Source organism: Krasilnikovia cinnamomea (assembly GCF_004217545.1).
GTDB lineage: Bacteria > Actinomycetota > Actinomycetes > Mycobacteriales > Micromonosporaceae > Actinoplanes > Actinoplanes cinnamomeus.
The window spans coordinates 2,508,926-2,532,344 of the sequence record NZ_SHKY01000001.1 but is presented as its reverse complement, the minus strand read 5'-3'; the positions used below and the strand labels follow the sequence as shown (position 1 = coordinate 2,532,344).

Annotated in this window: 19 protein-coding genes and 1 pseudogene; 10 read left to right on the top strand and 10 right to left on the bottom strand. The window is 71.9% G+C overall.

Features of this window, described 5'->3' with window-relative positions; genetic code table 11:
* The first annotated feature begins 341 nt into the window (after nucleotides 1–341).
* From groL to EV385_RS11350, 3 genes are all read left to right on the top strand, one after another.
* On the top strand, nucleotides 342–1,964 hold the full coding sequence (gene groL / locus EV385_RS11360) for a chaperonin GroEL (protein ID WP_130509447.1): 1,623 nt from the start codon (nucleotides 342–344) through the stop codon (nucleotides 1,962–1,964).
* Nucleotides 1,965–2,101: 137 nt separating this feature from the next.
* Nucleotides 2,102–3,907, top strand: coding sequence for a glycerol-3-phosphate dehydrogenase/oxidase (locus EV385_RS11355; protein WP_130509446.1), 1,806 nt, complete (start codon nucleotides 2,102–2,104; stop codon nucleotides 3,905–3,907).
* Nucleotides 3,904–4,164 carry a DUF4031 domain-containing protein gene (locus EV385_RS11350; RefSeq protein WP_130509445.1) on the top strand — a complete coding sequence of 87 codons (261 nt, stop codon included), beginning with the start codon at nucleotides 3,904–3,906 and terminating at the stop codon, nucleotides 4,162–4,164. The genes EV385_RS11355 and EV385_RS11350 overlap by 4 nt, the downstream gene beginning before the upstream one ends.
* Here the strand turns inward: EV385_RS11350 and EV385_RS11345 are convergent.
* Nucleotides 4,161–4,805 carry an HD domain-containing protein gene (locus EV385_RS11345; RefSeq protein ID WP_130509444.1) on the bottom strand — a complete coding sequence of 215 codons (645 nt, stop codon included), beginning with the start codon at nucleotides 4,803–4,805 and terminating at the stop codon, nucleotides 4,161–4,163. The two genes, EV385_RS11350 and EV385_RS11345, sit on opposite strands and share 4 nt — an antisense overlap.
* A gap of 294 nt (nucleotides 4,806–5,099) precedes the next feature.
* On the opposite strand from EV385_RS11345, the pseudogene EV385_RS11340 reads away from it, so the two are divergent.
* Nucleotides 5,100–7,169: pseudogene (locus tag EV385_RS11340) on the top strand (PrsW family intramembrane metalloprotease); the annotation flags it as partial.
* Between the two features lie 549 nt (nucleotides 7,170–7,718).
* Here EV385_RS11340 and EV385_RS11335 read toward each other — a convergent pair.
* The gene (locus EV385_RS11335) at nucleotides 7,719–8,015 is read right to left on the bottom strand and encodes a GroES family chaperonin (protein WP_207230085.1); all 297 of its coding nucleotides are present in this window, start codon (nucleotides 8,013–8,015) and stop codon (nucleotides 7,719–7,721) included.
* Between the two features lie 188 nt (nucleotides 8,016–8,203).
* Here EV385_RS11335 and EV385_RS11330 point away from each other — a divergent pair, with 188 nt between their 5' ends.
* Nucleotides 8,204–9,463 (top strand): AI-2E family transporter, encoded by a 1,260-nt coding sequence (locus tag EV385_RS11330; protein WP_130513231.1) that lies wholly within the window; start codon nucleotides 8,204–8,206, stop codon nucleotides 9,461–9,463.
* A gap of 217 nt (nucleotides 9,464–9,680) precedes the next feature.
* On the opposite strand, the gene EV385_RS11325 is transcribed toward EV385_RS11330, so the two are convergent.
* Complete coding sequence (locus EV385_RS11325; RefSeq protein ID WP_423203035.1) at nucleotides 9,681–11,714, bottom strand: ATP-dependent DNA helicase; 2,034 nt, start codon at nucleotides 11,712–11,714, stop codon at nucleotides 9,681–9,683.
* A gap of 33 nt (nucleotides 11,715–11,747) precedes the next feature.
* Between EV385_RS11325 and EV385_RS11320 the strand changes: the two genes are divergently transcribed.
* From EV385_RS11320 to EV385_RS11305, 4 genes are all read left to right on the top strand, one after another.
* Complete coding sequence (locus EV385_RS11320) at nucleotides 11,748–12,254, top strand: DUF402 domain-containing protein (protein ID WP_130509441.1); 507 nt, start codon at nucleotides 11,748–11,750, stop codon at nucleotides 12,252–12,254.
* 177 nt (nucleotides 12,255–12,431) lie between these two features.
* Nucleotides 12,432–13,400 (top strand): PI-PLC domain-containing protein, encoded by a 969-nt coding sequence (locus EV385_RS11315; protein ID WP_242624832.1) that lies wholly within the window; start codon nucleotides 12,432–12,434, stop codon nucleotides 13,398–13,400.
* 190 nt (nucleotides 13,401–13,590) lie between these two features.
* On the top strand, nucleotides 13,591–14,217 hold the full coding sequence (locus EV385_RS11310; RefSeq protein ID WP_130509440.1) for a DUF47 domain-containing protein: 627 nt from the start codon (nucleotides 13,591–13,593) through the stop codon (nucleotides 14,215–14,217).
* A 3-nt stretch (nucleotides 14,218–14,220) separates the two neighbouring features.
* The gene (locus EV385_RS11305) at nucleotides 14,221–15,228 is read left to right on the top strand and encodes an inorganic phosphate transporter (RefSeq protein ID WP_130509439.1); all 1,008 of its coding nucleotides are present in this window, start codon (nucleotides 14,221–14,223) and stop codon (nucleotides 15,226–15,228) included.
* Here the strand turns inward: EV385_RS11305 and EV385_RS11300 are convergent.
* Nucleotides 15,221–16,231 carry a Gfo/Idh/MocA family protein gene (locus EV385_RS11300; protein WP_130513229.1) on the bottom strand — a complete coding sequence of 337 codons (1,011 nt, stop codon included), beginning with the start codon at nucleotides 16,229–16,231 and terminating at the stop codon, nucleotides 15,221–15,223. The two genes, EV385_RS11305 and EV385_RS11300, sit on opposite strands and share 8 nt — an antisense overlap.
* A 47-nt stretch (nucleotides 16,232–16,278) precedes the next feature.
* Between EV385_RS11300 and EV385_RS11295 the strand changes: the two genes are divergently transcribed.
* On the top strand, nucleotides 16,279–17,067 hold the full coding sequence (locus tag EV385_RS11295) for an NUDIX hydrolase (protein ID WP_130509438.1): 789 nt from the start codon (nucleotides 16,279–16,281) through the stop codon (nucleotides 17,065–17,067).
* On the opposite strand, the gene pstB is transcribed toward EV385_RS11295, so the two are convergent.
* The 6 genes from pstB to EV385_RS11265 all read right to left on the bottom strand — a co-directional run bounded on the left by pstB (nucleotide 17,048) and on the right by EV385_RS11265 (nucleotide 23,239).
* A complete protein-coding gene (gene pstB / locus EV385_RS11290) occupies nucleotides 17,048–17,824 on the bottom strand; it encodes a phosphate ABC transporter ATP-binding protein PstB (RefSeq protein ID WP_130509437.1) in 777 nt (258 codons plus the stop codon). The two genes, EV385_RS11295 and pstB, sit on opposite strands and share 20 nt — an antisense overlap.
* Nucleotides 17,825–17,836: 12 nt before the next feature.
* Complete coding sequence (gene pstA / locus EV385_RS11285; protein ID WP_130509436.1) at nucleotides 17,837–18,922, bottom strand: phosphate ABC transporter permease PstA; 1,086 nt, start codon at nucleotides 18,920–18,922, stop codon at nucleotides 17,837–17,839.
* A 46-nt stretch (nucleotides 18,923–18,968) separates the two neighbouring features.
* On the bottom strand, nucleotides 18,969–20,057 hold the full coding sequence (gene pstC / locus EV385_RS11280; RefSeq protein WP_130509435.1) for a phosphate ABC transporter permease subunit PstC: 1,089 nt from the start codon (nucleotides 20,055–20,057) through the stop codon (nucleotides 18,969–18,971).
* A 38-nt stretch (nucleotides 20,058–20,095) separates the two neighbouring features.
* Complete coding sequence (gene pstS / locus EV385_RS11275; protein ID WP_130509434.1) at nucleotides 20,096–21,190, bottom strand: phosphate ABC transporter substrate-binding protein PstS; 1,095 nt, start codon at nucleotides 21,188–21,190, stop codon at nucleotides 20,096–20,098.
* 304 nt (nucleotides 21,191–21,494) lie between these two features.
* Nucleotides 21,495–22,502 (bottom strand): mycothiol synthase, encoded by a 1,008-nt coding sequence (mshD, locus tag EV385_RS11270; protein ID WP_130509433.1) that lies wholly within the window; start codon nucleotides 22,500–22,502, stop codon nucleotides 21,495–21,497.
* 14 nt (nucleotides 22,503–22,516) lie between these two features.
* Nucleotides 22,517–23,239 (bottom strand): winged helix-turn-helix transcriptional regulator, encoded by a 723-nt coding sequence (locus EV385_RS11265; protein WP_207229800.1) that lies wholly within the window; start codon nucleotides 23,237–23,239, stop codon nucleotides 22,517–22,519.
* Between the last annotated feature and the right edge of the window lie 180 nt (nucleotides 23,240–23,419).

Genomic DNA, 23,419 nt, shown 5'->3' with positions numbered 1-23,419 from the left:
CCTGCCGGTCGGGCGCCCACCTCCGTAGCCTGCTCACCGTGCGTGATCAACGCCTCGTCGGAGGGGTGTGCGGGGTGGCCGGTCGTCCTTGCACTCGCCACCTCAGAGTGCTAAACAAGTCATTGGCACTCGCGCCACGCGAGTGCCAACAGGTCGGGACGGTGGGGTCACGGTCACGGCGTCGCCATCGGCGCCGGGGCACGAGGCCGGTCGTCGCGGGCTATCCGGCCCGTCCTGCGGACGTCGCATCGCCAGGTGGCGACGTCCGAAGAGATCCTCAACGTGCGGAAAGCGGGGCCGAACAGGCCCGGCACCGCGAGTGTCCAGGAGGACAACGCCGTATGGCCAAGATCATCGCATTCGACGAGGAAGCTCGTCGCGGCCTCGAGCGGGGCATGAACCAGCTCGCCGACGCCGTCAAGGTGACGCTCGGCCCCAAGGGCCGCAACGTCGTGCTCGAGAAGAAGTGGGGCGCGCCCACCATCACCAACGATGGTGTGTCGATCGCCAAGGAGATCGAGCTCGAGGACTCCTACGAGAAGATCGGCGCCGAGCTGGTCAAGGAGGTCGCCAAGAAGACCGACGACGTGGCCGGCGACGGCACGACGACGGCGACCGTCCTCGCCCAGGCGCTGGTCCGTGAGGGCCTGCGCAACGTCGCGGCAGGCGCGAACCCGATGGCCCTGAAGCGGGGCATCGAGGCCGCCGTCGCGAGCGTCTCCGAGGCGCTGTCGCAGATCGCCAAGGACGTGGAGACCAAGGAGCAGATCGCCTCCACCGCCTCCATCTCCGCCGGTGACTCCACGGTCGGCGAGATCATCGCCGAGGCCATGGACAAGGTCGGCAAGGAAGGCGTCATCACCGTCGAGGAGAGCAACACCTTCGGCCTGGAGCTGGAGCTCACCGAGGGTATGCGCTTCGACAAGGGCTACATCTCGGCGTACTTCATGACCGACGCCGAGCGGATGGAGGCCGTCTTCGACGACCCGTACATCCTCATCGCCAACAGCAAGATCTCCGCGGTCAAGGACCTGCTGCCCGTCCTCGAGAAGGTCATGCAGTCCGGCAAGCCGCTGGTCATCATCGCCGAGGACGTCGAGGGCGAGGCCCTGGCCACCCTGGTCGTCAACAAGGTGCGCGGCACCTTCAAGTCCGTCGCCGTCAAGGCCCCGGGCTTCGGCGACCGCCGCAAGGCCATGCTGGAGGACATCGCGATCCTCACCGGCGGCACGGTCATCAGCGAGGAGGTCGGCCTCAAGCTCGACGCCGCCGACCTGAGCCTCGTGGGCCAGGCCCGCAAGGTCGTCATCACCAAGGACGAGACCACCATCGTCGACGGTGCCGGCAACGCCGAGCAGATCCAGGGCCGGGTCAACCAGATCCGCGCCGAGATCGAGAAGTCGGACTCCGACTACGACCGCGAGAAGCTGCAGGAGCGCCTGGCCAAGCTGGCCGGCGGTGTTGCGGTCATCAAGGTCGGCGCGGCCACCGAGGTCGAGCTGAAGGAGCGCAAGCACCGCATCGAGGACGCCGTGCGCAACGCGAAGGCGGCCGTCGAGGAGGGCATCGTGCCCGGCGGTGGCGTGGCGCTCGTGCAGGCCGGCAAGACCGCGTTCGACAAGCTGGACCTGGCCGGCGACGAGGCCACCGGCGCGAACATCGTCAAGGTCGCGCTCGACGCCCCGCTGCGTCAGATCGCCGTGAACGCCGGCCTCGAGGGCGGCGTCGTGGTGGAGAAGGTGCGCAACCTGGAGGCCGGTCACGGCCTCAACGCCGCCAACGGCGAGTACGTGGACCTGCTGGCCGCGGGCATCATCGACCCGGCCAAGGTCACCCGTTCGGCGCTGCAGAACGCCGCGTCGATCGCCGCCCTGTTCCTCACGACCGAGGCGGTCGTGGCGGACAAGCCCGAGAAGACCCCGGCCCCGGCCGGTGCTCCGGGCGGCGGGGACATGGACTTCTGAGTCCATCCCACTCGCACCAAGCGCGAAGGCGGGCCGCTCCGGCGGCCCGCCTTTCCGCGTCTTCACCCACCGTTCTCACCCCTGAGCGCCACGTTTCCCTCGCCGGTGTGACACCCGGGGGCGCTAACCTCATACGGGTGCGTGATCCCTCCGTCTCCCGGTACTCGGCCGGTCGGCTGTCGCCGATCCGCCGCATCGCTGACCTGCGCCGGCTCCGCGACGAGCAGTTCGACGTCCTGGTCATCGGCGGCGGTGTCACCGGCGCCGGCGCCGCCCTGGACGCCGCCTCGCGCGGCCTGAGCGTCGCCCTGGTCGAGGCCCGTGACCTGGCCGCCGGCACCTCCAGCCGGTCCAGCAAGCTGATCCACGGCGGCCTGCGCTACCTGGAACAGCTCGAACTGCACCTCGTCCACGAGGCGCTCACCGAGCGCGGCCTGCTCACCAGCCGTCTCGCCCCGCACCTGGTGCGGCCCGTGCCGATCCTGGTGCCGCTGATGGCGGCCAACCCGCCCGCCCGGGCCTGGCACCGGGCGTACTACGGGGCCGGGGTGGCCGCGTACGACGCGTTCGCCGGGGTGTTCGGCACCGGGCGGGGGATGCCGCTGCACCGGCACCTGACCCGCGACGGGGCCCGGGCGATGTTCCCCAGCCTGCGCGCGGACGCGGTGACCGGCGCGATCCGGTACTACGACGGGCAGGTCGACGACGCCCGCCTCGTGGTCAACCTGGCCCGGACGGCGGCCAGCCTCGGCGCGGCCGTGGTCACCAGCGCCCGGGTCACCGGCTTCGTCCGGCAGGCCCGCGAGGTCGTCGGGGTGCGGGTCCGGGACCTGGAGGCGCCGGACGCTCCCGACTTCGAGGTCCGCGCCCGTACGGTGGTCGCCGCCACCGGGGTGTGGAGCGACGACATGTCCCAGATGCTCAGCGACGTCGGGGTCCGCCCGGGCATGCGGGTACGCGCCTCCAAGGGCGTGCACCTGGTGGTGCCCCGCTCCGCGATCACCGGTGAGGCCGGGCTGATCCTGCGCACCGCGACCTCGGTGCTGTTCGTCATCCCGTGGGGCGGGCACTGGATCATCGGCACCACGGACACCGACTGGGAACTTGACCGGGGCCACCCGGCCGCCTCGGCCCGCGACATCCGGTACCTGCTCGACCAGGTCAACACCGTGCTGGACCGGCCGCTGACCGAGGACGACATCGAGGGCGTGTACGCGGGCCTGCGTCCGCTGCTGTCCGGCGAGGCGGACTCCACCTCCAAACTTTCCCGCGAGCACGCCGTGGTCGAGCCGATGCTCGGCCTGCTGCTGGTGGCGGGCGGCAAGTACACGACGTACCGGGTGATGGCCGCCGATGTCATCGACCGGGCGGCGCGCCGCCTCGGCGGGCCGGTCCGGGCCTCGCGCACCGACCAGCTACCGCTGCTCGGCGCCGACGGGTACACGGCGGCCTGGCGCGACCGGCAGGACCTCGCCCGCCGCCACGGTGTCACCGCCGGGGTGGTGGAACACCTGCTGGAGCGGTACGGCACCCTCACGACGCACCTGCTGGCCATGATGGCCGCCGAGCCCACCCTGGCCGGCCCGCTGCGCGGCGCCCCGGAGTACCTGGCCGCCGAGATCGCGTACGCGGCGCTGGCCGAGGGGGCGCTGCACCTGGACGACGTGCTCACCCGGCGTACCCGGATCTCCATCGAGACCGCGCACCGGGGCACCGAGTCCGCCGCGCACGCCGCCGAGATCATGGGCGAGGCGCTGGGCTGGAGCCCGGCCGTGCGCGCCCGCGAGGTCGAGCACTACCTCGCGCGGGTCCAGGCGGAACGGCAGTCCCAGACCATGCCGGACGACCTGACCGCCGACGCCGCCCGCATCGGGGTGCCGGACGTGCGCGGCATCGCCGCCGACCGGGGCGGCATCTCCGACCTGCTCGAAGTGGACCTTTGATCCTCGTCGACGAGCCACGCTGGCCGGGCCGGGGACGGCTCTGGTCCCACCTGGTCAGCGACGTCTCGTACGCGGAGCTGCACGCGTTCGCCGAGATGCTCGGGGTGCCCCGGCGCGGGTTCGACCGCGACCACTACGACATCCCGGCGGCCCGCTACCCGGCCGCGCTGTGGCTGGGGGCGACCCTGGTCGCGCCGCGCGAGCTGGCCGCCCGGCTGCGCGCCGCCGGTCTGCGCCGCCCCAAGCACACCGTCTAACCGGCCGCCAGCGTGGCCAGTTCGCGGGTCAGGTTGGCGCGGGCGCGGGCCTCCCACGCGGCGTGCAGCGGCGCGAGGCGGTAGATCTGGGGCAGCTCCAGCAGCGCGGTGAGGACCTGGGTGCGACCGGCCCGGAACGCGTCGTCCGGCACGTGCGCGTACTCGCGGCGGATCGCCGCCGTGTACGCCGCGTACCGGTCGTCGTCGGCGGCCAGGATGGACAGGTCGGCGTCGCACAGCAGTTCGCCGTCGGGGTCGTCGGCGCCGGTCGCGTGCCCGGCCGTCAACCCGACCAGCCGCGACACCTCGGCCGCCACCTGCGCCGGGGCGCCCAGCGTGGTGAGGAGCCCCGCCGCGAACTCCGCGCTGTCGCGCTCGTTCGCGTCGCCCAGCGCCCGCGGGTCGTAGACCGCGTCGTGCAGCCACGCCGCGACCCGCACCCGGTCCGGGGCGGGCGCCAGGTCCGCATACCGGTCGATCACCTCGAGTACGGCGCACAGGTGAGTCACGTCGTGGTACTGCCGCTGCGGCTCGGACCAGCGACCCAGCAGGTACCCGCCCGCCGCGTCCAGATCCGCCTCCGGCGCGCTCGCCCCCGCGCCCCGGGCCGCCGCCCGCCAGCGGTGCACTAGATCCGTCACGGCGACATCCTGGCACGCCGGCCCGTAGGGTCGGGGCGTGGCCCGATACGCCGAGTGCGGGGTGGCACGGGGGCGGGCGGTCCCGTCCCCGCCGCTGGGCGCACCGCGCATCCGGACGACCGGGTGAGCGACGCGGGTCAGCGCGGGCTGGCGGCCGGAAAGGGGCGTAACCGCTCGTCCTGACCCGCCGCGCCGGGTGGCGTGACCGGCCGTGTGCGGGTCGCCGCGGTGGCCCGCGCCCCGCTCGGGCTGGCTGGGGCGGCCCGGGAACGCCCGGATGGCTAGGCTGACGGCATGGCCGACGTTGCACCGGGCGGGTCGCCCGACCAGCCTGCCCACCCTCCGGCCGGCCAGACCCCCGCCGGCTGGTCGCCGCCCGATTCAGCCGCCCCGCTCGAACCGGCACCGGACCCGGGGCCGGGGACACCGCCGAGCGTGGGGTCACCCCCCAGCGTGGGCGCGGTCCCGAGTCTGGGCGCGGCCCCCACCCTGGGTGCTCAGCCCAGCCTGGGCGCCGTTCCGGGCCCTGTCCCGGTGGCTGCGGGCGCGGGGGTGCTCGTCCCCGGTGCGGCCTGGTCCGGCCCGGACGGGAGCCCGCCGGAGCTGCCGCACCGGCGTGGCTGGCGGCGCTGGCTGCCGCTCGGCGCCGTGATCGGCCTGATCGCGGTGTGCGCCGTCGCCATGCTGATTTTCCTGGGCTACAACTTCGGCGTCGCCGGGCTGGTCATCGGCCTCGTGGCCGCGATCCTGCCGGTGCCCGTGCTCGTTGGCTGCTTCCTCTGGCTCGACCGGTACGAGCCCGAGCCGACCCGCTACCTCGTCTTCTGCTTCGCCTGGGGCGCGGCCGTGGCGACCGCCGTCGCGCTGCTGGTCAACACCAGTTTGGCCTGGCTCTTCGAGCACGTGGGGCTGCCGGACGCGCTGGTCGCGGTGCTGGTCGCCCCGTTCATCGAGGAGACGATGAAGGCCCTCGGCCCGATCCTGTTGCTCTGGAAACGGCGCCGCGAATGGTCCGGCATCACCGACGGCATCGTCTACTGTGGCATCTCCGCGATCGGTTTCGCCATGGTGGAGAACGTGCTCTACCTGGGCGGCCACGGCTACGCGGCGGGCGCCGACCAGTACGGTCCCGCCACCGGCATCCAGAACGTCTTCCTCATCTTCATCGTCCGGATCCTGTTCACCGGCTTCGCCCACCCGCTGTTCACCTCGATGGCCGGCATCGGCCTCGGCATCTCCGCGCGCTCGCCGGACCGCCGGGTGCGCTGGCTCGCGCCGATCGCCGGGCTGCTGCTGGCGATGATGCTGCACGGCACGTTCAACCTGCTCCCGACGCTGTCGGTGGCCACCGGCCAGCCGCTCATCATGCTGTACGGCTACATCGGCTTCATGGTGCCGCTGTTCTTCGCGATGGTCGGCGTCGCGGTCGCGCTGCGCGGCTGGGAGGGGCGGCTCAGCGAGCGCATCCTGCCGTACTACGTGCGTACCGGCTGGTTCTCGCCGCCGGAGATGGCCTCGCTCGGCAGCCTGGGCCGGCGCCACTCCGCCCGCCGCTGGGCCCGGCGCGTCGCGGGCACCGCCGGGGTCAAGGCGATGCGGGAGTTCCAGTTCGCGGCCACCAAGCTGGCGCTGCTGCGCGACGGGATGCAGCGCGGCCTGGACCGCAAGCCGGAGGACATCCGGCACGCCGCCGACGAGGAGCGCCGCCTGCTGACGGCGATCACCGCGTACCGGTCGTCGTTCGTGGGGCGCGACCCGCAGGCGCCGCAGGCCTTCTGGAACGGGTCCGGCTACCAGATCGCGTTCCCGGACGGCGTGACGCGGGCGGTGCCCGCGCCCGAGGAGCCGGTGGTGCCCGTGCCGGTCCGTCTCGCGCCACCCGTGCCGGTCGGTGTGGGCTGGGGCGCGCCCGGATACGCGGCGGCTCCACGGTTCGCCCCGGCGCCGGGATACCCGAGCTACGGCTCCGCGCCCAGCTACGGCCCTCCAGCCGGGTACGGCCCACCCGCCGCCTACGTCCGTCCCGCCACCTACGGCCCTCCCCCCGGGTACGCCGCCCCGACCAGTTACCCCACCCCGGCCGGCTACGCACCTCAACCGGGCTATGGCGCGTATGGCGCCGCCCCGGCCGGCGCGTATGGGGCCGCCCCGGGCTACCCGCCGGCTCCGGGCTTCTCGCCGGCTCCGGGCTTCTCGCCCGCTCCGGGCTTCTCGCCCGCTCCGGGCTACCCCTCTGCCCCCGGCTACGTGCCCGCTCCGGGCTACCCGCCCGCTGCGGGGTTTCCGGCTGCTTCCGGCTACCCCTCGACACCGGGCTACGGTGTCCCGCCGGGCGGTTCGCCGTCGGGTGGCGTCCAGCCGGGTTACGGCGTCCAGCCGGGGAGCGTCCCGCCCGGCTACGGGATCTCCGCGCCGCCCGCGTACGGTGCCCCGCCCGGCTACGGCGCGCCACCGCCCACCGACGCGCAGCCGGGCTACGGCGCGCCACCGGTGTACGACGCGCAGCCGAGTTCGGGCTCCCAAGGTCCACACGCGAACCACGGCAACCCGCCCGGGTGGGACCCGCAGCAGCACTGGGCAGGCCACGCACCCGCGCAGCCTCCGGTGCCACCGGCGCACAGCGGCGGGCATCCGTACCCGTACTCGCCGGACCCGGCAGTCGCGACCGGGCCGCAGGCCCCGGATCCGACCGGGGCCCCCCACGCCGGGAGCGAGGCGCCCCCGGCCGACCCGGCGCCCAATGCCGATACGGGCGGCTCGTCCCGCGAATAGCGGCCCGGTCACCTGGGTATGGCAGTGTCGTGACCAGCTCGAAGGATCAGCGCCGTCGGCGTTCCGGAGGGTCGGCCGCCGGAAACCGGCGGCCGTCCGAGCCGTGCGGCATGCGGGTTCGGTGGCCGATCGGGCCGGTGGTCACAGGTAGAGGCCCGTGCCGTCGGATTCGACCCGGCTGGCGGCCACGGCGTGCACGTCCCGCTCCCGGAGCAGCACATAGGTCTTGCCGTGCAGCTCGACCTCGGAGCGGTCGTCCGGGTCGAACAGAACCCGGTCGCCGACGACGATGGAGCGCACGTTCGGCCCGACCCCCATGGCTACGGCCCATGACAGGCGGCGGCCCATCGACGCGGTCGCGGGTATGACGATGCCGGCGGTCGAGCGGCGCTCGCCCTCGCTGCCGTCGAGGCGTACGAGGACGCGGTCGTGCAGCATCCGGATCGGCAGGCCGGTGTCGGTGGTGGTGTCGGCGCTCACGTGCAGACGGTACGCCCGTCTGTCGCGGACGCCTGCCCGGGCCTGCGGATCAGTGGGAATCTGCGAGCGAGCAGGGGACGCTGCCGCGGGCGGCGACTACGGTGGATATCGCGTGACTAGGGCGAGGGGGTTGGCGGTTGAGCCGGTTGCAGCGGGTCCGGCAGAACCTGCGAAAAGCCTACGAGACGGGCCGCGAGTCCGTGCGAACGGCGCGGACCCAGCAGAACGGGAATTCCGACGCCGACCAGGACTTCGCGTTCGAGATACCTCCACCGCAGGTGGTGGTCGACCAGCAGTCGACGACCAGCCTGGACGACACCGAGGTGCCGCATTCGTTGCGCATCGCCGCGGCCTGGTCGTGGCGGCTCATCGTGGTGGGCGTGGTTGGCTATGCGCTGCTGCGCTTCATCGGGACCATCAGCATCGTCGTCATCCCGTTGGCCATCGCGCTGCTGCTGTCCGCGTTGCTGGCCCCCGCGGTCGGCTGGTTGCTGCGGATGCGGCTGCCCCGTTCGCTGGCCACGTTTCTCGTCCTGATCAGCGGCATCGCCGCGGTCGCGGGCACGCTGACCCTGGTCATCAACCAGTTCCTCGACGGACTGCCGGAGTTGACCCGCAACGCCAGCGACGGCGTACGGAAGATCCAGGAGTGGGCGCGGACCGGGCCGCTGCACCTGTCCGACAAGCAGGTGGATCAGGCGATCGACTCCGCCCAGGATTGGATCAATGGGAACACCTCCTCGCTGACCGAGACCGGCTTCGCCACCGCCGCCACCCTCTTCGAGGTGGTCACGGGTGCGCTGCTGGTGCTGTTCGCGACGTTCTTCTTCCTGCGCGACGGCCGCAAGCTCTGGTACTTCCTCGTCCGGCTGTTCCCGGTGAACGCCCGCTGGAGCCTGTTCGACGCGGGTGACGCCTCGTGGGCGACGCTGGGGTCGTACGTCCGGGCCACCGTCCTGGTCGCCTTCATCGACGCGCTCGGCATCGGGCTCGCGCTGGTCATCCTGAAGGTCCCGTTCGCCTTCCCGCTGGCCGCGCTCGTGTTCCTGGGCGCCTTCATCCCGATCGTCGGTGCCACCACCTCGGGCGCCGTGGCCGTACTGGTCGCGCTCGTCACCCGGGGCTGGGTGATCGCGCTGATCGTGCTCGGCGCGGTGATCCTGGTGCAGCAGTTGGAGGGGCACGTCCTGCAGCCGCTCATCATGGGCCGGGCGGTGGCCATCCACCCGCTCGTGGTCATCATCGGCATCGCCTCCGGCGTCGTGCTGGCCGGAATCGTGGGAGCGCTGGTCGCGGTGCCGCTGATCGCCGTCCTGAACACGGGCGTACGCCGACTGGCCCGCCGCCGCCGCCCCGAAGCACCCCCCGGCCCGGTTCCGGACGACCCCGTACCAGCCACCACATAGCGGACGTCTGTGCTCCCGTACAAGGAGGAGGACTCGTGACCGAAGCGGCGAATTGGCGGGATGTCAAGGTGAAGGCTCGCGCTGTGGATCCGTCCTGGGACACGGAGGAGCGGGGCGAGCGCCGCCGCCAGATGCGGGAACGCATGCTTGCGACCGGTCTGTCACAGGCACGGATCGGAAACCTTTAACTCCACGTCGCCTGACGCGGATACCGCCGCTATGTCGCGGCGAGGCGTTGCAGGGCGCCGATGGCCGCCTCGGGGCGGGTCGTGTACCAGAACGGGGGCAGTGACCCGCGCAGGAAGGCGCCGTACCCGCGGGCGGTCTCCAGCCGGGAGTCGAGCACCGCGACCACGCCACGGTCCCCGGTGGAGCGGATCAACCGCCCCACGCCCTGGGCCAGGCGTACGGCCGCGATGGGGACGCTGACCGACGCGAACCCGGAGCCGCCGGCCGCGTCGACCGCGGCGGCGCGCGCGGCCGCCAGGGGCTCGTCGGGGCGCGGGAACGGCAGCCGGTCGATGACGACGAGCTGGCAGGCGTCGCCGGGCACGTCGACCCCCTGCCACAGCGACATGACCCCGAACAGGCAGCTGGCGCGGTCCTCCCGGAACTTGCGGACCAGGATGGGCAGCGACTCGTCACCCTGCAACAGCACCGGGAGATCGGTACGGGCGCGGACCAGCTCGGCGGCCTGGGTGGCGGCGCGGCGGGACGAGAACAGGCCCAGCGTCCGGCCCCCGAGCGCGGTCACGAGCTTGACGAGTTCCTCGCCCGCGGCGGCGGGCAGGCCGGAGGCGGCGGGCCGGGGCAGGTGCGCGGCCACGTACAGAATGCCCTGCTTGGGGTAGTCGAACGGCGAGCCGACGTCGAGGGAACTCCAGCCGTCACCGGAGGCCGGGGCGGCGGCGCCGGACCGCTGCTCGGGGACCGCCGCGGCGGGCAGGCCGAGCGAGCGGGCGACCGTGTCGAAGCGCCCGCCGAGGGTCAGGGTGGCCGAGGTGGCCACGACCGTACGGTCGGTGTAGAGGCTGCCGGCCAGGGTGCCCGCCACCGACAGCGGGGCCACGACGAGCGCGCGCCGCCCGCCGCCCGTCTCGGACTTCTCGATCCAGGCCACGTCGTGCTCGGCCTGTTCCAGCAGGCGCTGGGCGGTGGTGGACAGCTCGTCCAGAGTGGCCTTGGCCTGTTGCTTGCGGACCGGATCGGGGTCGTCCGCCTTGACGTCGCCGATCGCCTCCAGGGCCGACCGGGTGGACGCGTCGATCAGCGTCACCGCCTGGTGCAGCAGCGGCGGCAGCCCGGCCGTCAGGCGCCCCGCCGGTGTCTCGCCGAGGCCGGCGGCCAGCGCGTCGCCGGCCGTGGTGATGGCCTCCCCGGCGGCGGGGGTGACCAGTGGGCGGGCACGGCGTCCGGCCCGCTCGACCGCCTCGGGGGTGAGTTCGGCCTGGGCGGCGGAGGAGACCCGGTCGGCCAGCTCGTGCGCCTCGTCGACGACGAGCAGCTTGTGCGGCGGCACGATGTGGCGCCCGGCCAGCATGTCGACGGCCAGCAGGCTGTGGTTGGTGACCACGACGTCGGCCTCCCGGGCCCGGGCCCGGGAAGCCTCGGCGAAACACTCCGCCCCGTACGGGCAGCGGGCGGCGCCCACGCAGTCGCGGGCGGGCATCGACACCTGCCGCCACGCCGTGTCGTCCACGCCGGGATCGAGCTCGTCGCGGTCGCCGGTGGCGGTCTTCTCCGCCCAGGTGCGCAGGCGCTGGATCTGCTTGCCGAGCCGGCCCGCCTCGCCGAGCCAGCGTTGCCGTGGCGGGTCGTCGAAGAGGGTGTCGGCGGGCTCCTCCTCGTCGGCGTGCTCCAGCTTGGCCAGGCACAGGTAGTGGTGGCGCCCTTTGAGGACCGCGAACGTGGGGCGGCGGCCGAGGATCGGCGTGACCGCCTCGGCCAGCCGGGGCAGGTCGTGCTCGACGAGCTGGTTCTGCAGCGCGAGGGTGGCGGTGGAGATGACCACGGGGCCGTCGACCAGCAGCGCGGGGGTCAGGTAGGCCAGCGACTTGCCTGTACCCGTGCCGGCCTGGACCAGCAGGTGCTCGGAGTCGGCGACGGCGCGTTCGATGGCCGCGGCCATGGCTTCCTGGCCGGGGCGGGCGGTGCCGCCCGGCACCGCGCCGACCGCGGCGGCGAGGAGCTGGGCGGCGGTGGCCGGGGAACGGGTGGCGGCGGGCACGACGAAGACCGTACCCGCCGCCACCGACGAAACCCGCGCACCGTTAGGGTGCCAAGCATGCCGAGCGAGACGGTCCGGGTGGTCTACACCAAGTACGACGGTTCGGCCCATCGCGACTATCCGGCGCGTCGGCTCAACGAGGACGATCTCGGCATCTGGGTGGGTGTCACCCGCGGCACCGCCTCGGTCTACCACGGCCGGCCCTCGGTCGAGCAGATCCCGTTCGTGCTGCTGATCCCGCGCGAATCGTGGTGGACGGCGATGTTCAACCCGCCGCCGCGCACGAGCGAGGTCTACTGCGACATCACCACCCCGGCCCGGTGGGACGGCGACACGGTGCACATCATCGACCTCGATCTGGACGTGGTACGCCGGCGGGAGTCGGGGCTGGTCGAGCTGCGCGACGAGGACGAGTTCGAGGAGCACCGGGTCCATTTCGGTTACCCGGACGACGTGGTCGTCGAGGCGCAGGCGGCGGCGGAGCGGCTGCTGGTCGCGCTCGGCGACGGGACGGAGCCGTTCGCGTCGACGTACCGCAAGTGGCTGTCCGCCGTCGTCGACTGACCGACTCCGGCCGCCGGCCGTTCCTTTTCTCCCCCCGTCCGGTTCGCCCCGGATCCGGCGACACGCGACGTCACGAGGGATTTCTCCGCTAGATATACCCGGGTGGCGGTGTCAGATGTGACACAGTGGTCTGAGCGATAAGTACGTTTAGTCCTATTCACCTGGCGGGATGGGGGCGTGACGGTGGCGGGGGACATCTCGACAATCGCGGGTGGTCTGGCGGGGGTGGCCGGTACGGTCGGCGCGGTCTCGGTCGGCTTCTCGTTGCTGCGCCATCCGCAGCCGTACCTGCCGTGGGGACACGCGATCATCCGCCCGCAGGAGACCGACCCGTTGCCCGGCGTGCTGCGCCGTGGCCTGGCGGGGCTGACCATCCCGGTGCGTCCCGGGCCGCACGGCGAACTGTTCATCGGGCCGGGCGCACCGCAGCCGGGGCGTACGCTGCGCCGGCTCGTGCTGTCCCCGCTGTTCGTCCGGGCGAAGGCCGGCGACGGGCGGCTGCGCCGCGATCAGCGGCTGCCGTTCCGGCTGGTGGTGGAGTTCGTCGGGCCGCGCCGCGACGCCGAGACGCTGCTGCGGGCGTACCGGATGCTGGACCGGCAGCTGCGCGACCACGCCCAGCTGTTGAGCCGGTCCGTGGACGGGGTGCTGGAGCCGGGCGCGGTGACCGTGGCCGTGGCCGGGATCGTGGACGTCCGCGAGCTGCTGGCCGCCCAGCCGGTCCGGTACGCCTTCGCCGACGGCACCTTCGACGACATCGGCACCCGGTCGGCGCCGCCGTCGCTGGTGCCGATGATCAGTGAATCATGGTCGCGGCGGTTCGGCTGGGACGGCCGGGAGCCCATCTCCGCCGAGGAGCGGCACCTGCTGCATGCCCTGGTGCGCGCCGCGCATGCCGACGGCCGCCTGGTCCGGATCTCCGGCCTGACCGAGGGCTCGCGCCGGGCACGCCGGGCGATCTGGTCCGAGCTCTGCGCGGCGGGGGTGGACGTCATCGCGGACACCGACCAGGTCGGTCTCGTCCGGCACCTGCGCCAGTGCCCGGTGAGCCAGCCCGTGGCGCCGCCGGTGGATCCGCCCCGGCCGGCCCGCCGCACATCGCCGGCGCCGCATCCGACCCGGGCCGAGGCCGTCCCGCGGGTGTGATCTCCACCGTCCGGAGCTACCCATCCACGGGTGCGGATGGTGAACATTGGATGAACTGCGATTGAACTGCCTCTGAGCAGGGGTAGGCGGGGTCCGTGCCCACCGACGCGTTACCTAGCATTCCCCCGGAGTTCGCCGTGCCCGTCACGGCGGTTCCGTACCTGCCCACCAGTCCCGCGAGGTTCGCGCCGTGAAGTTCTCCTTCCGCCCCACCGAGGGCGCCTTCTACGACCTTTTCACCAAGGCCGCGCAAAACCTCGTGCGGGGCACCGAGCTGCTCAACGAGCTGGCGCTGCCCGACGTCGACGTGCAGTCCGTCAGCGACCGGCTGACCGACGTCGAACACGACAGCGACCAGATCACCCACGACCTGTACAAGAAGATCAACTCGACGTTCGTCACGCCGTTCGACCGGGAGGACATCTACTCCCTCGGCTCGCAGCTCGACGACGTCATGGACCACCTCGAAGCGGTCGGCAACCTGCTCTACCTGTACGGCCTCACCGCCCTGCCGTCGCTGCCACGCGAGATGCACGAGCTGGTGCACGTCCTGGACCAGCAGGCCAAGCTGACCGCCGAGGCGATGCCCCGGCTGCGCACCATGAAGAATCTCGAGGAGTACTGGATCGAGATCAACCGGCTGGAGAACGACGGCGACCGGGCGTACCGGATGCTGCTGGTCCGGCTGTTCTCCGGCGAGTACGACGCGCTGACCGTCCTGAAGATGAAGGAGGTCGCCGACGAGCTGGAGGCGGCCTGCGACGCCTTCGAGCACGTGGCGAACACGGTCGAGACCATCACGGTCAAGGAGTCCTAGACCTTGTCCGCCGAGTTCATCGCCGTGCTCGCGGTGATCGCCGCCGCGATGGTGTTCGACTACACCAACGGCTTCCACGACGCGGCCAACGCCATCGCGACCAGTGTCAGCACGCGGGCGCTCACGCCCCGGGCCGCGCTGCTCATGGCCGCCGCCGGCAACTTCATCGGGGCGCACTTCGGCACCGAGGTCGCCAAGACCGTCGGCGACGGCCTGGTCACGCTGCCGACCGGCATCGCCAGCCTGGGTGTGGTCTTCGCCGGCGTTGTCGGCGCCATCGTCTGGAACCTCGTCACCTGGTACTTCGGGCTGCCGTCGTCGTCGTCACACGCGCTGTTCGGCGGGCTCGTCGGCGCGACCCTGTTCGCCGCCGGTGGCACCGTCGAGTGGGGGACGATCACCACGAAGGTGCTCATCCCGATGGTGCTGTCGCCGGTCGTCGGCCTCACCCTCGGCTTCCTGGTGATGCTGGCGATCCTGTGGGGCTTCCGCCGGGGCAACCCGGGCCGCCTCAACCGGGGTTTCCGGCACGCGCAGACCGTGTCGGCGGCGGCCATGTCCATCGGCCACGGCATGCAGGACGCCGCCAAGACCATGGGCATCATCGTGCTGGCGCTCTACACGGGCGGGTACCAGGACAGCCCCACCGAGATCCCGACGTGGGTCTACTACACCTCGGCGACGGTGCTGGCGCTCGGTACGTACGCGGGTGGCTGGCGGATCATCCGCACCCTCGGCCGCAAGATCATCGACCTGGGGCCGCCCGAGGGCTTCGCCGCCGAGACCGTCGCGAGCTCGGTGCTGTACTTCAACGCGCTCGTGCTGGGCGCGCCGATCTCCACGACGCACACCATCACCTCGGCGATCATGGGCGTCGGCGCCACCAAGCGGATCAGCGCCGTGCGCTGGAACGTGGCGGGCAACATCGTGATCGCCTGGATCATCACGTTCCCCGCGGCGGCCGGGATCGCCTGCCTCACGTACTTCCTGGTCCGCCCGCTGTTCAGCTGAGTTCCGCGGGCGGGTCGAGGTCGTAGCTGACCCCGATCTGCGCGCGGACCGCGTCCAGCGTGCTCATGATCTCCAGGGTGGCCGTCTGCGGCACCAGCGGGCTCTCCAGCTCCCCGGCCGCCAGGCAGCGCTGCACCTCCAGCGCCTCGTATTGGTAGCCGTGGCCCGGGAACGGCACGTCGAAGGTCTCCGCGCGGCCGTCGCGGTGCAGCTCGAACGACCTCGGCATGTAGAACTCCGGCGGCAGGTCGATCCGCCCCCGGGTGCCGGTGATCGAGGCGGTGTTGCGGGTGGCGCCGCCGATCCCGCAGGTCAGGGCGGCCACCGCGCCCGAGGCGTAGCCGAGTAGCATGCCGGTGTTCTCGTCCACCCCTTCCGGGGTGAGCCGCGCCCAGGCCTGCACCGACTCCGGGGTGCCCAGGATCAGATGGGCCAGGTTGAGCGGGTACACCCCGAGGTCCAGCGCGGCGCCGCCGCCGAGCCGGGGATCGCGCAGCCGGTGCTCGGCCCCGAACGGCCCGGCCAGCCCGAAGTCGGCGTGTACCGCGGTCACCTCGCCGATCGCGCCGTCGCCGATCAGCTCGGCCACCCGGCGGATCGCCGGATTGCAGCGCATCCACATGGCCTCCATGAGGAACAACCCACGGGTACGCGCCTCCTGGACCAGATGCGCCGACGAGGCCAGATCCAGCGTCATCGGCTTCTCGCAGAGCACCGCCTTGCCACCGGCCAGGCAGGTCAGCGCGGCCGCGTGGTGCATGGCGTGCGGGGTCGCCACGTACACGACATCCACCTGGTCGTCCGCGGCCAGCTCGGCCCACGAGCCGTGGGCCCGGGCGAAGCCGTGCCGCCGCGCGAACTCCGTGGCGGTGTCGGCCCGGCGCGAGCCGACCGCGGCCAGCTCCGCCCCGGGCACGAGCCTCAGGTCGGCGGCGAACGTCGTGGCGATCGCGCCCGTGCCGAGGATGCCCCAGCGGACCGTGGGCGACACGTCCTTGGCCATGATCGCCACGGTATCGCTCACGGCCGGTTCGGTGGCAGGATCGGACGGTGACCAACCTCGAGTTGCCGGAAGCGTTGGCGCGCCGGGCGCGCGAGTTCACCGGCACCCCCGTGCCCGCGCGGCCCGCGGCCACGGTCGCGCTGCTGCACCCCGAGACCCTTCAGGTGTACGTGCTGCGCCGCCGCACCACCATGGCGTTCGGCGGCGTGTACGCGTTCCCCGGCGGCGGCGTCTCCCCCGACGACCAGCCCGAGACGCTGCGCGCGGACTGGGCGGCCCGGCTCGGGGTGCCCGACGAGCAGGCCCACGCCGTGGTGGGCGCCGCCGCGCGGGAGCTGTTCGAGGAGGCGGGGGTGCTGCTGGCCGGGCGGGCCGACGAGCCGGACCACACCATCGGCAACGTGGGCGGTGACGACTGGGAGGACGAGCGGGCCCAGGTCGTCGCCCGCCAGCTCAACCTCAGCGAGGTGCTGGCCCGCCGGGGGCTGCGGCTGCGCGACGACCTGCTGCTGCCGTGGGCGCGGTGGATCACCCCGGAGTTCGAGCCCCGGCGCTTCGACACCTGGTTCTTCGTGGCCCTGCTCCCGGCCGGGCAGGAGGCGCGCGACGTCTCCGGCGAGGCCGACGGGACCGCGTGGATCCGCCCGGCCGACGCCGACGAGCTGACCATGCTCCCGCCGACCCGCGTGCTGCTGCGCGAGCTCTCCGCGTACGAGCGGGCCGACGAGATCGTCGCGGCCTCCGCACACCGCGACGCCGCCGTCCCCGTCATGCCCCGGGTGGAGGTGGCGGAGGACGGCGCCGTCACGGTGACGATCAGCCGAAGCGACCCGTGATGTAGTCCTCGGTCTTGCGCTGACTCGGGTTGCTGAAGATCTTCTGCGTGTCGTCGTACTCGATCAGACGGCCCGGATCGCCGGTCTTGTCGATCGAGAAGAAGCCGGTCTTGTCGCTGACCCGCGCGGCCTGCTGCATGTTGTGCGTGACGATGATGATCGTGAAGCGGTCCTTCAGCTTGAACATCAGGTCCTCGATCGCCAGCGTCGAGATCGGGTCGAGCGCCGAGCAGGGCTCGTCCATGAGCACCACCTGCGGCTCCACCGCGATGGTCCGGGCGATGCACAGCCGCTGCTGCTGGCCGCCGGACAGGCCCGCGCCCGGACGGCCGAGCCGGTCCTTCACCTCGTCCCACAGGTTCGCCGACCGCAGCGACTGTTCCGCGGAGTCGTCCAGCACCGACTTCTTGCGGATGCCGTTGAGCCGCAGCCCCGCCACCACGTTCTCGTAGATGCTCATGGTCGGGAACGGGTTGGGTCGCTGGAACACCATGCCGATCATCCGGCGGACCGCGGTGACATCCACGTCGGGGTCGTAGATGTTCTGGTCGTCGATCGTGAGCCGGCCCTCGATCCGGGCGTTCGGCAGTACCTCGTGCATGCGGTTGATCGACCGCAGGAACGTCGACTTGCCGCAGCCCGACGGCCCGATCAGGGCGGTGATCGTCTTGGGCTCGACCGTCATGGAGACGTTGTCGATCGCCTTGAACGATCCGTAGTACGACGAGACGTTGTGCGCCTCGATGCGCTTGGCCATGGGGGACACCTCTTATCGCGTCAACTGGTTGCGACGGGCGAGCAGTTTTGCCGCGATCGTCAGGATGAGGACCAGGGCGACCAGCGTCAGTGCTGCCGTCCAGGCGCGGGCAGGTGCGTACTTGGAAGCGTCGCCGGCCTGCTGGAACACGAAGAGCGACAGCGACATCTGGTTGCCGCTGAACGGGTTGAAGTTGATGGCGCTGGCGCCGCCCGCCACGAGCAGCACCGGTGCGGTCTCGCCGGCCGCCCGGGCGATCGCCAGCATGATGCCGGTGACGATACCCGGCAGGGCCGTCGGCAGGACAATCTTGATGATGGTCTTCCACTGCGGCACGCCCAGTGCGTACGCGCCTTCCCGCAGCGGCCCCGGCACCAGCCGCAGCATCTCCTCGGTGGACCGCACGATCGTGGGCAGCATCAGTACGGCCAGCGCCAGCGCGGCGGCGAAACCCGAGTACTGCGGCCGGCCGTCGTTGAACACCGGGCTGACGATGAGCACCCAGAACGACAGGATGAACAGACCGGCCACGATCGACGGGATACCGGTCATCACGTCGACGAAGAAGCGGACCGTCAGCGCGAACCGGCCCCGGCCGTACTCGACCAGGTAGACCGCGCCCATCACACCGAGCGGCACGGCCAGCAGGGTGGCGATGCCGACCTGCTCCAGCGTGCCGATGATGGCGTGGTACGCGCCGCCGCCCGCGTCTCGCGCGCCGATGTTGTTCATCGACGTGGTGAAGAACGTCGCGTCCAGCCGCTCGGCGCCCTTGGAGATCAGCGTCCACACCACGGAGGTCAGCGGCAGCACCGCCAGAATGCACGCGGAGTAGATGAGCGTCTTCCACATGCGGTCCCGCGCGGCGCGCTTGCCCTCCACGCGGCCTGCGACGTACAGGAGCCCGGCCAGGTAGAGCAGCAGGCCGAGGACCGCGACGAGCACCCAGCCGCCGATGTCCAGGCCGAACACGACGATCGCCGCGACCGCGAGGGCCACGACGGCGACGCCCAGATTCGTGGCCAGCGACAGCCGCTTGCCCCGAATGTTCTCCGGCGTCATGCGAACGCCGGGCATTTCCCGCTCAAGAAGACTCATGCTGGGCTCCCATTCCGCATGCCCTCGCTGCGCTCGGTGCACTCGGTCATGCGGCACTGTCCCGGAACTCGCGGCGGCGGTAGATGATCGCGCGGGCCGCCATGTTGACCACGAGGGTGATGGCGAACAGCACCAGGCCGGAGGCGATCAGCGCGCCGCGACCGGTCTCGTTGGCCTCGCCGAACGTGTTGGCGATGTTCGCGGCGATGCTGTTGCCGCCGTTCTCGATGATGTTGAAGGAGATCCCGAAGACGCTGCCGAGCGTCAGGGCCAGGGCGATCGTCTCGCCGAGCGCGCGACCCAGGCCGAGCATGACCGCGGCGATGATGCCGGGCCGGCCGTACGGGAGCACCGCCGTACGGATCATCTCCCACTTGGTGGCGCCCAGCGCGAGCGCCGCCTCCTCGTTCATGCCGGGGGTCTGCTGGAACACCTCACGCGAGATCGAGGTGATGATCGGCAGCACCATGATGGCCAGCACCAGGCTGCCGAGCAGGATCGAGTAGCCGAACGGGCCGTCGCCGTCGAACAGCGGCAGCCAACTGAAGTAGTGGTTGAGCCACACCGACAGCTCCCGCACCGGCGCCACGAAGAAGTCCCGGCCCCACAGGCCGAAGACGACGCTGGGCACGGCCGCCAGCAGGTCGACGACGAATCCGAGCGGGTTGGCCAGGCGCTTCGGTGCGTAGTGCGACAGGAACAGCGCGATGCCCAGGGCCACGGGCACCGCCACGATCAAGGCGATGATCGAGGTCAGCACGGTCCCGAAGGCCAGGGCCGCGATGCCGAACTTGGGCTGTGTCTCGTTCGGGAACCACTTCTCGTACGTGAAGAAGTTCTCCGTGTTGGCCTGCAGCGCCGGTATGGCCTTGGCGATCAGGAAGATCGCGATGGCCACGATGATGACCAGCACCATCGCGCCGGATGCCCTGCTGAGGCCGCGGAAGCCGCTCTCGATCGAGAACCGTGCCTTGCGGGGCAGCGCGCCGCCACCGCCGAGAGGCGGACGGCCGCCGGGGGGGACGTCGTCGGGGGGAACCGGCGAAACGCCGTCGCCGGCGGGCCGGGCGTGGCGTCCTGCCACACGCGACCCGCCGGCGCCGAGGTTCGCCGAGCCGGAGGGGTACTCACCCATCTGCTGCTCGCTGTCGTCTCGGAGGGACCCGGGGAGGATCAGGCGATGGCCGCGACCGACGCCGCAACCTTGCTGCGCATGGTCTCGGGCAGCGGCCCGTAGCCCAGCTCGCCGAGGGACGCCTGGCCACCGGTGCTCGAGGTGTAGGTCAGGAAGCCCTTGATGGCCTCGGCCTTCGGGCTGCCCTTGCTGCACACGATCTCGTAGGTCACCAGGACGATCGGGTACGCCCCCGCCGTGGTGGTGCTGTAGTCGATGTCCAGCTTCAGGTCGTTGCCCGTGCCGGCGACCTTGGCGCCCTCGATGGTCTTGCCCGCGCTCTGGGGGGTCAGCTCGACGAACTCACCCGCGCCGTTCTTGACCTTCGCCTTCTTCAGGTCGCTGTTCTCGGCGAAGGACAGCTCGACGTAGCTGATCGTGCCGGGCGTGCTCTTGACCCGCGCCGCCACGCCGTCGGACTTGGCCGCGCCGGTGCCGCCCGGAGCCTTCCACGCCTTGGCGTTGCCGTACGTCCAGTCGGCGGGGGCGGTCTTGCTCAGGTACTTGGTGAAGTTGTCGGTCGTGCCGGACTCGTCGGAGCGGTGGACCGTCTCGATGGTGGTCGCGGGCAGCTGGGCGCCGCTGTTCTCCGCCGCGATCGCCGGGTCGTTCCACTTGGTGACCTTGCCGGAGAAGATCTTGGCGATGGTGCTCGCGGACAGCTGCAGGTTCTCGACGCCGTCCGCGTTGTAGACCACGGCGATCGGGCCGACCAGCATCGGCAGGTTGAGTGCCTGGCCGCCGGCGCACTTGGCGTCCGCCTGCGGCTGCTCCTCCGGCTTGAGCGCGGAGTCGGAGCCGGCGAAGTCGGCCGTACCCGAAATGAAGGCCTGGATGCCCGCGCCGGAACCGGTGCCCTGGTAGTTGATCTTCGCGTTGGAGCACTGACCCTGGTAGGTCTTGATCCACTCGTCCATGGCGTTCTTCTGCGCGGTCGAGCCCTGCGCCGTCAGATCCCCCGCGGCGCAGTTCTGGGCCGCGGCGGAGGCGCCACCGGCCGGCGACGCCGTCTCGTTGTCCGAACCACACGCGACCAGCGAGAGGGTCGCGGTCAAAGCAATACCGGCCAGCAGGCCGGACCGCTGGAGCTTCACGGTTTTCCCTTCGAGTGGATTGCCGGGCTCGATCGGCCCGACAAGCCGGTCTCACCGGCCCACTCGAAAGCTAGGAGGGCCAGATGACCTGTTCCCCGGTCGCAAGTGAACCTGCGGTGAACAGGTCGACCCCCTGAGGTAGCCGAAGGCTGAGGGCGAGTTGTCCGTTACGTGAACCGACGCCCCGGCGACCGAAATGCCGGATTTTCGGGCGCGCCGAGACGGCGCCGTGACATACGCTTGACCGTTCCGTTACCGCCAACTCGGGTGCGCGGAAAGGTGAAGACAGCTCCACGCCGCAACCTCAGGATCCGGCGAGCGGAACCCGCTTCTGGTAGCTCACGTCTGCGGCGAAGACAGTGAACCCCAGCCGCTGGTACAACGCCACCGCGGCCGAGTTCGACTCGTCGACGTAGAGCAGGGCGTCGCGCACCCCCCGCTGGGCGAGATGCTGGAGTCCGGCCAGGCTGAGCGCGGCTCCCAGGCCGCGCCGGTGCCCGCCCGGATCGACGCCGAGGACGTAGATTTCCCCCATCCGGGGGACGTCGCCGCGCGCCGGATGCACCTTCGTCCAGTGGAACCCCAGCAGGGTGTCCGCGACGTCGACCGCCAGCAGGAACCCCTCCGGGTCGAACCACGGCTCCGCCATCCGCAGCCGCAGGTCCGTCTCGGTCCACCGGCCCTGCTCCGGGTGGTCGGCGAAGGCGCGCGCGTTGAGCCGGAGCCACCCGGCGTCGTCGAAGCCGGGGCGGAAGTGGCGCACGGTCACCCCGGCGGGCAGCGGTACGTCCGGCAGCGGCTCGGTCAGCGGGCGGCGCATCTGCCACAGCACCCGGGCGCGCGCGAAACCCGCGCCCTCCGCGAAGGTGCGCGCGGCGGCACCGTCACCGTGCGCCCACACGCTCAGCGTTGCCCCGGGCACCGCGCTGGCCACCGCCGCCAGCAGCGCGGTGCCGTACCCCTCGCGGCGGTGCCGCGGATGCACCACGAGCTCGCCGGAGGGCGCGCCGGGATCGGACCGGTCCAGGTAGGCGTACCCGGCCAGGCCGTCGTCGGCAAAAGAAAGCAGATGTACGCGCGCGGCGCCGACACCCGCAGCATCCCCGTCAGCGCCGGTCCCGGCGGTGTCCGGGCCGGCATCGGCCCCGGACGCCGAGGCGCTCGCCGGGGCGTGGCGCACGGCGAGCACCGTGTCCTCGGCCAGCGCGAAGACGCCGTCGGCTGCGGCGGCCGCCTCGGCGACCGCCAGCACGGCGGCGCTCTCCTCGGGGGTGAGCCGGTCCGCGTGGCGGACCGGCCGCACCGTCGTCATGGGTCAGTGCACTCTCAAACCGGCAGCGGGACCGGCTCGTTGTCGGGCAACTGGCGGCTGGCCGGCGGCACCACGAACTTGTAGCCCACCTGGCGCACCGTGCCGATCATCGCCTCGTACTCGGGGCCGAGCTTGGCGCGCAGGCGCCGCACGTGCACGTCGACCGTGCGGGTGCCGCCGAAGTAGTCGTAGCCCCACACCTCGCGCAGCAACTGATCGCGGGTGAACACCCGACCCGGGTGCTGGGCCAGGAACTTCAGGAGCTCGAACTCCTTGTACGTGAGGTCGAGCGGGCGGCCCTTGAGCTTCGCGGCGTACGTGTCCGGGTCGATGTTGAGCTCACCGGCGCGGATCGAGCCGCCGCTGCCCGCGGTGGCGTTGGTCAGCCGCCCGACGCTGAGCCGCAGCCGGGCCTCGACCTCGGCGGGCCCCGCGGTGGCCAGGATGACGTCGTCGACGCCCCAGTCGGCGTTCAGCGCGATGAGCCCGGCCTCGGTGACCACCGCGACCAGCGGCACACCCAGCCCGGTCGCGTGCAGCATGCGGCAGGTGGCCCGGGCCTCCGACAGTTCCGAGCGGGCGTCGACCAGGACGGCGTCCGGGCTGGGGCCGGACACCAGCGTGCGGACATCGCGCGGGGCGGTGCGCACCGAGTGGGGGAGCAGGTCCAGCGCGGGCAACACGGCGGAAGCCTCACCCGCACGTGCTGTCACCAACAGAAGGATCTCCACACTCACCTCCGTCCTCGCGGCACGCGGCCGCATGGGTGACCCGGTATGCGTACTCAACGCGGCGCGGCCGCAACGAACAGCAGACCGGAGGATCGGGTTCCCGGCGTCACCGACGGGTGGGCTGGGCTCACCTTAACCGACGGACGGGCACGAAGTCCCTGGTCGCGTTGTCGAGTGATGTAGTGA

What these genes read in the sequence shown, in the direction of transcription:
- groL (WP_130509447.1), top strand. Translation starts at nt 342, where the DNA reads ATGGCCAAGATCATCGCATTCGACGAGGAAGCTCGTCGCGGCCTCGAG.
- EV385_RS11335 (WP_207230085.1), bottom strand. Translation starts at nt 8,015, where the DNA reads ATGCTGCACGACCGCGTCCTCGTACGCCTCGACGGCAGCGAGGGCGAG.
- EV385_RS11320 (WP_130509441.1), top strand. Translation starts at nt 11,748, where the DNA reads ATGCCGAGCGAGACGGTCCGGGTGGTCTACACCAAGTACGACGGTTCG.
- EV385_RS11300 (WP_130513229.1), bottom strand. Translation starts at nt 16,231, where the DNA reads ATGGCCAAGGACGTGTCGCCCACGGTCCGCTGGGGCATCCTCGGCACG.
- pstB (WP_130509437.1), bottom strand. Translation starts at nt 17,824, where the DNA reads ATGGCCAAGCGCATCGAGGCGCACAACGTCTCGTCGTACTACGGATCG.
- pstA (WP_130509436.1), bottom strand. Translation starts at nt 18,922, where the DNA reads ATGAGTCTTCTTGAGCGGGAAATGCCCGGCGTTCGCATGACGCCGGAG.
- pstC (WP_130509435.1), bottom strand. Translation starts at nt 20,057, where the DNA reads ATGGGTGAGTACCCCTCCGGCTCGGCGAACCTCGGCGCCGGCGGGTCG.
- mshD (WP_130509433.1), bottom strand. Translation starts at nt 22,502, where the DNA reads ATGACGACGGTGCGGCCGGTCCGCCACGCGGACCGGCTCACCCCCGAG.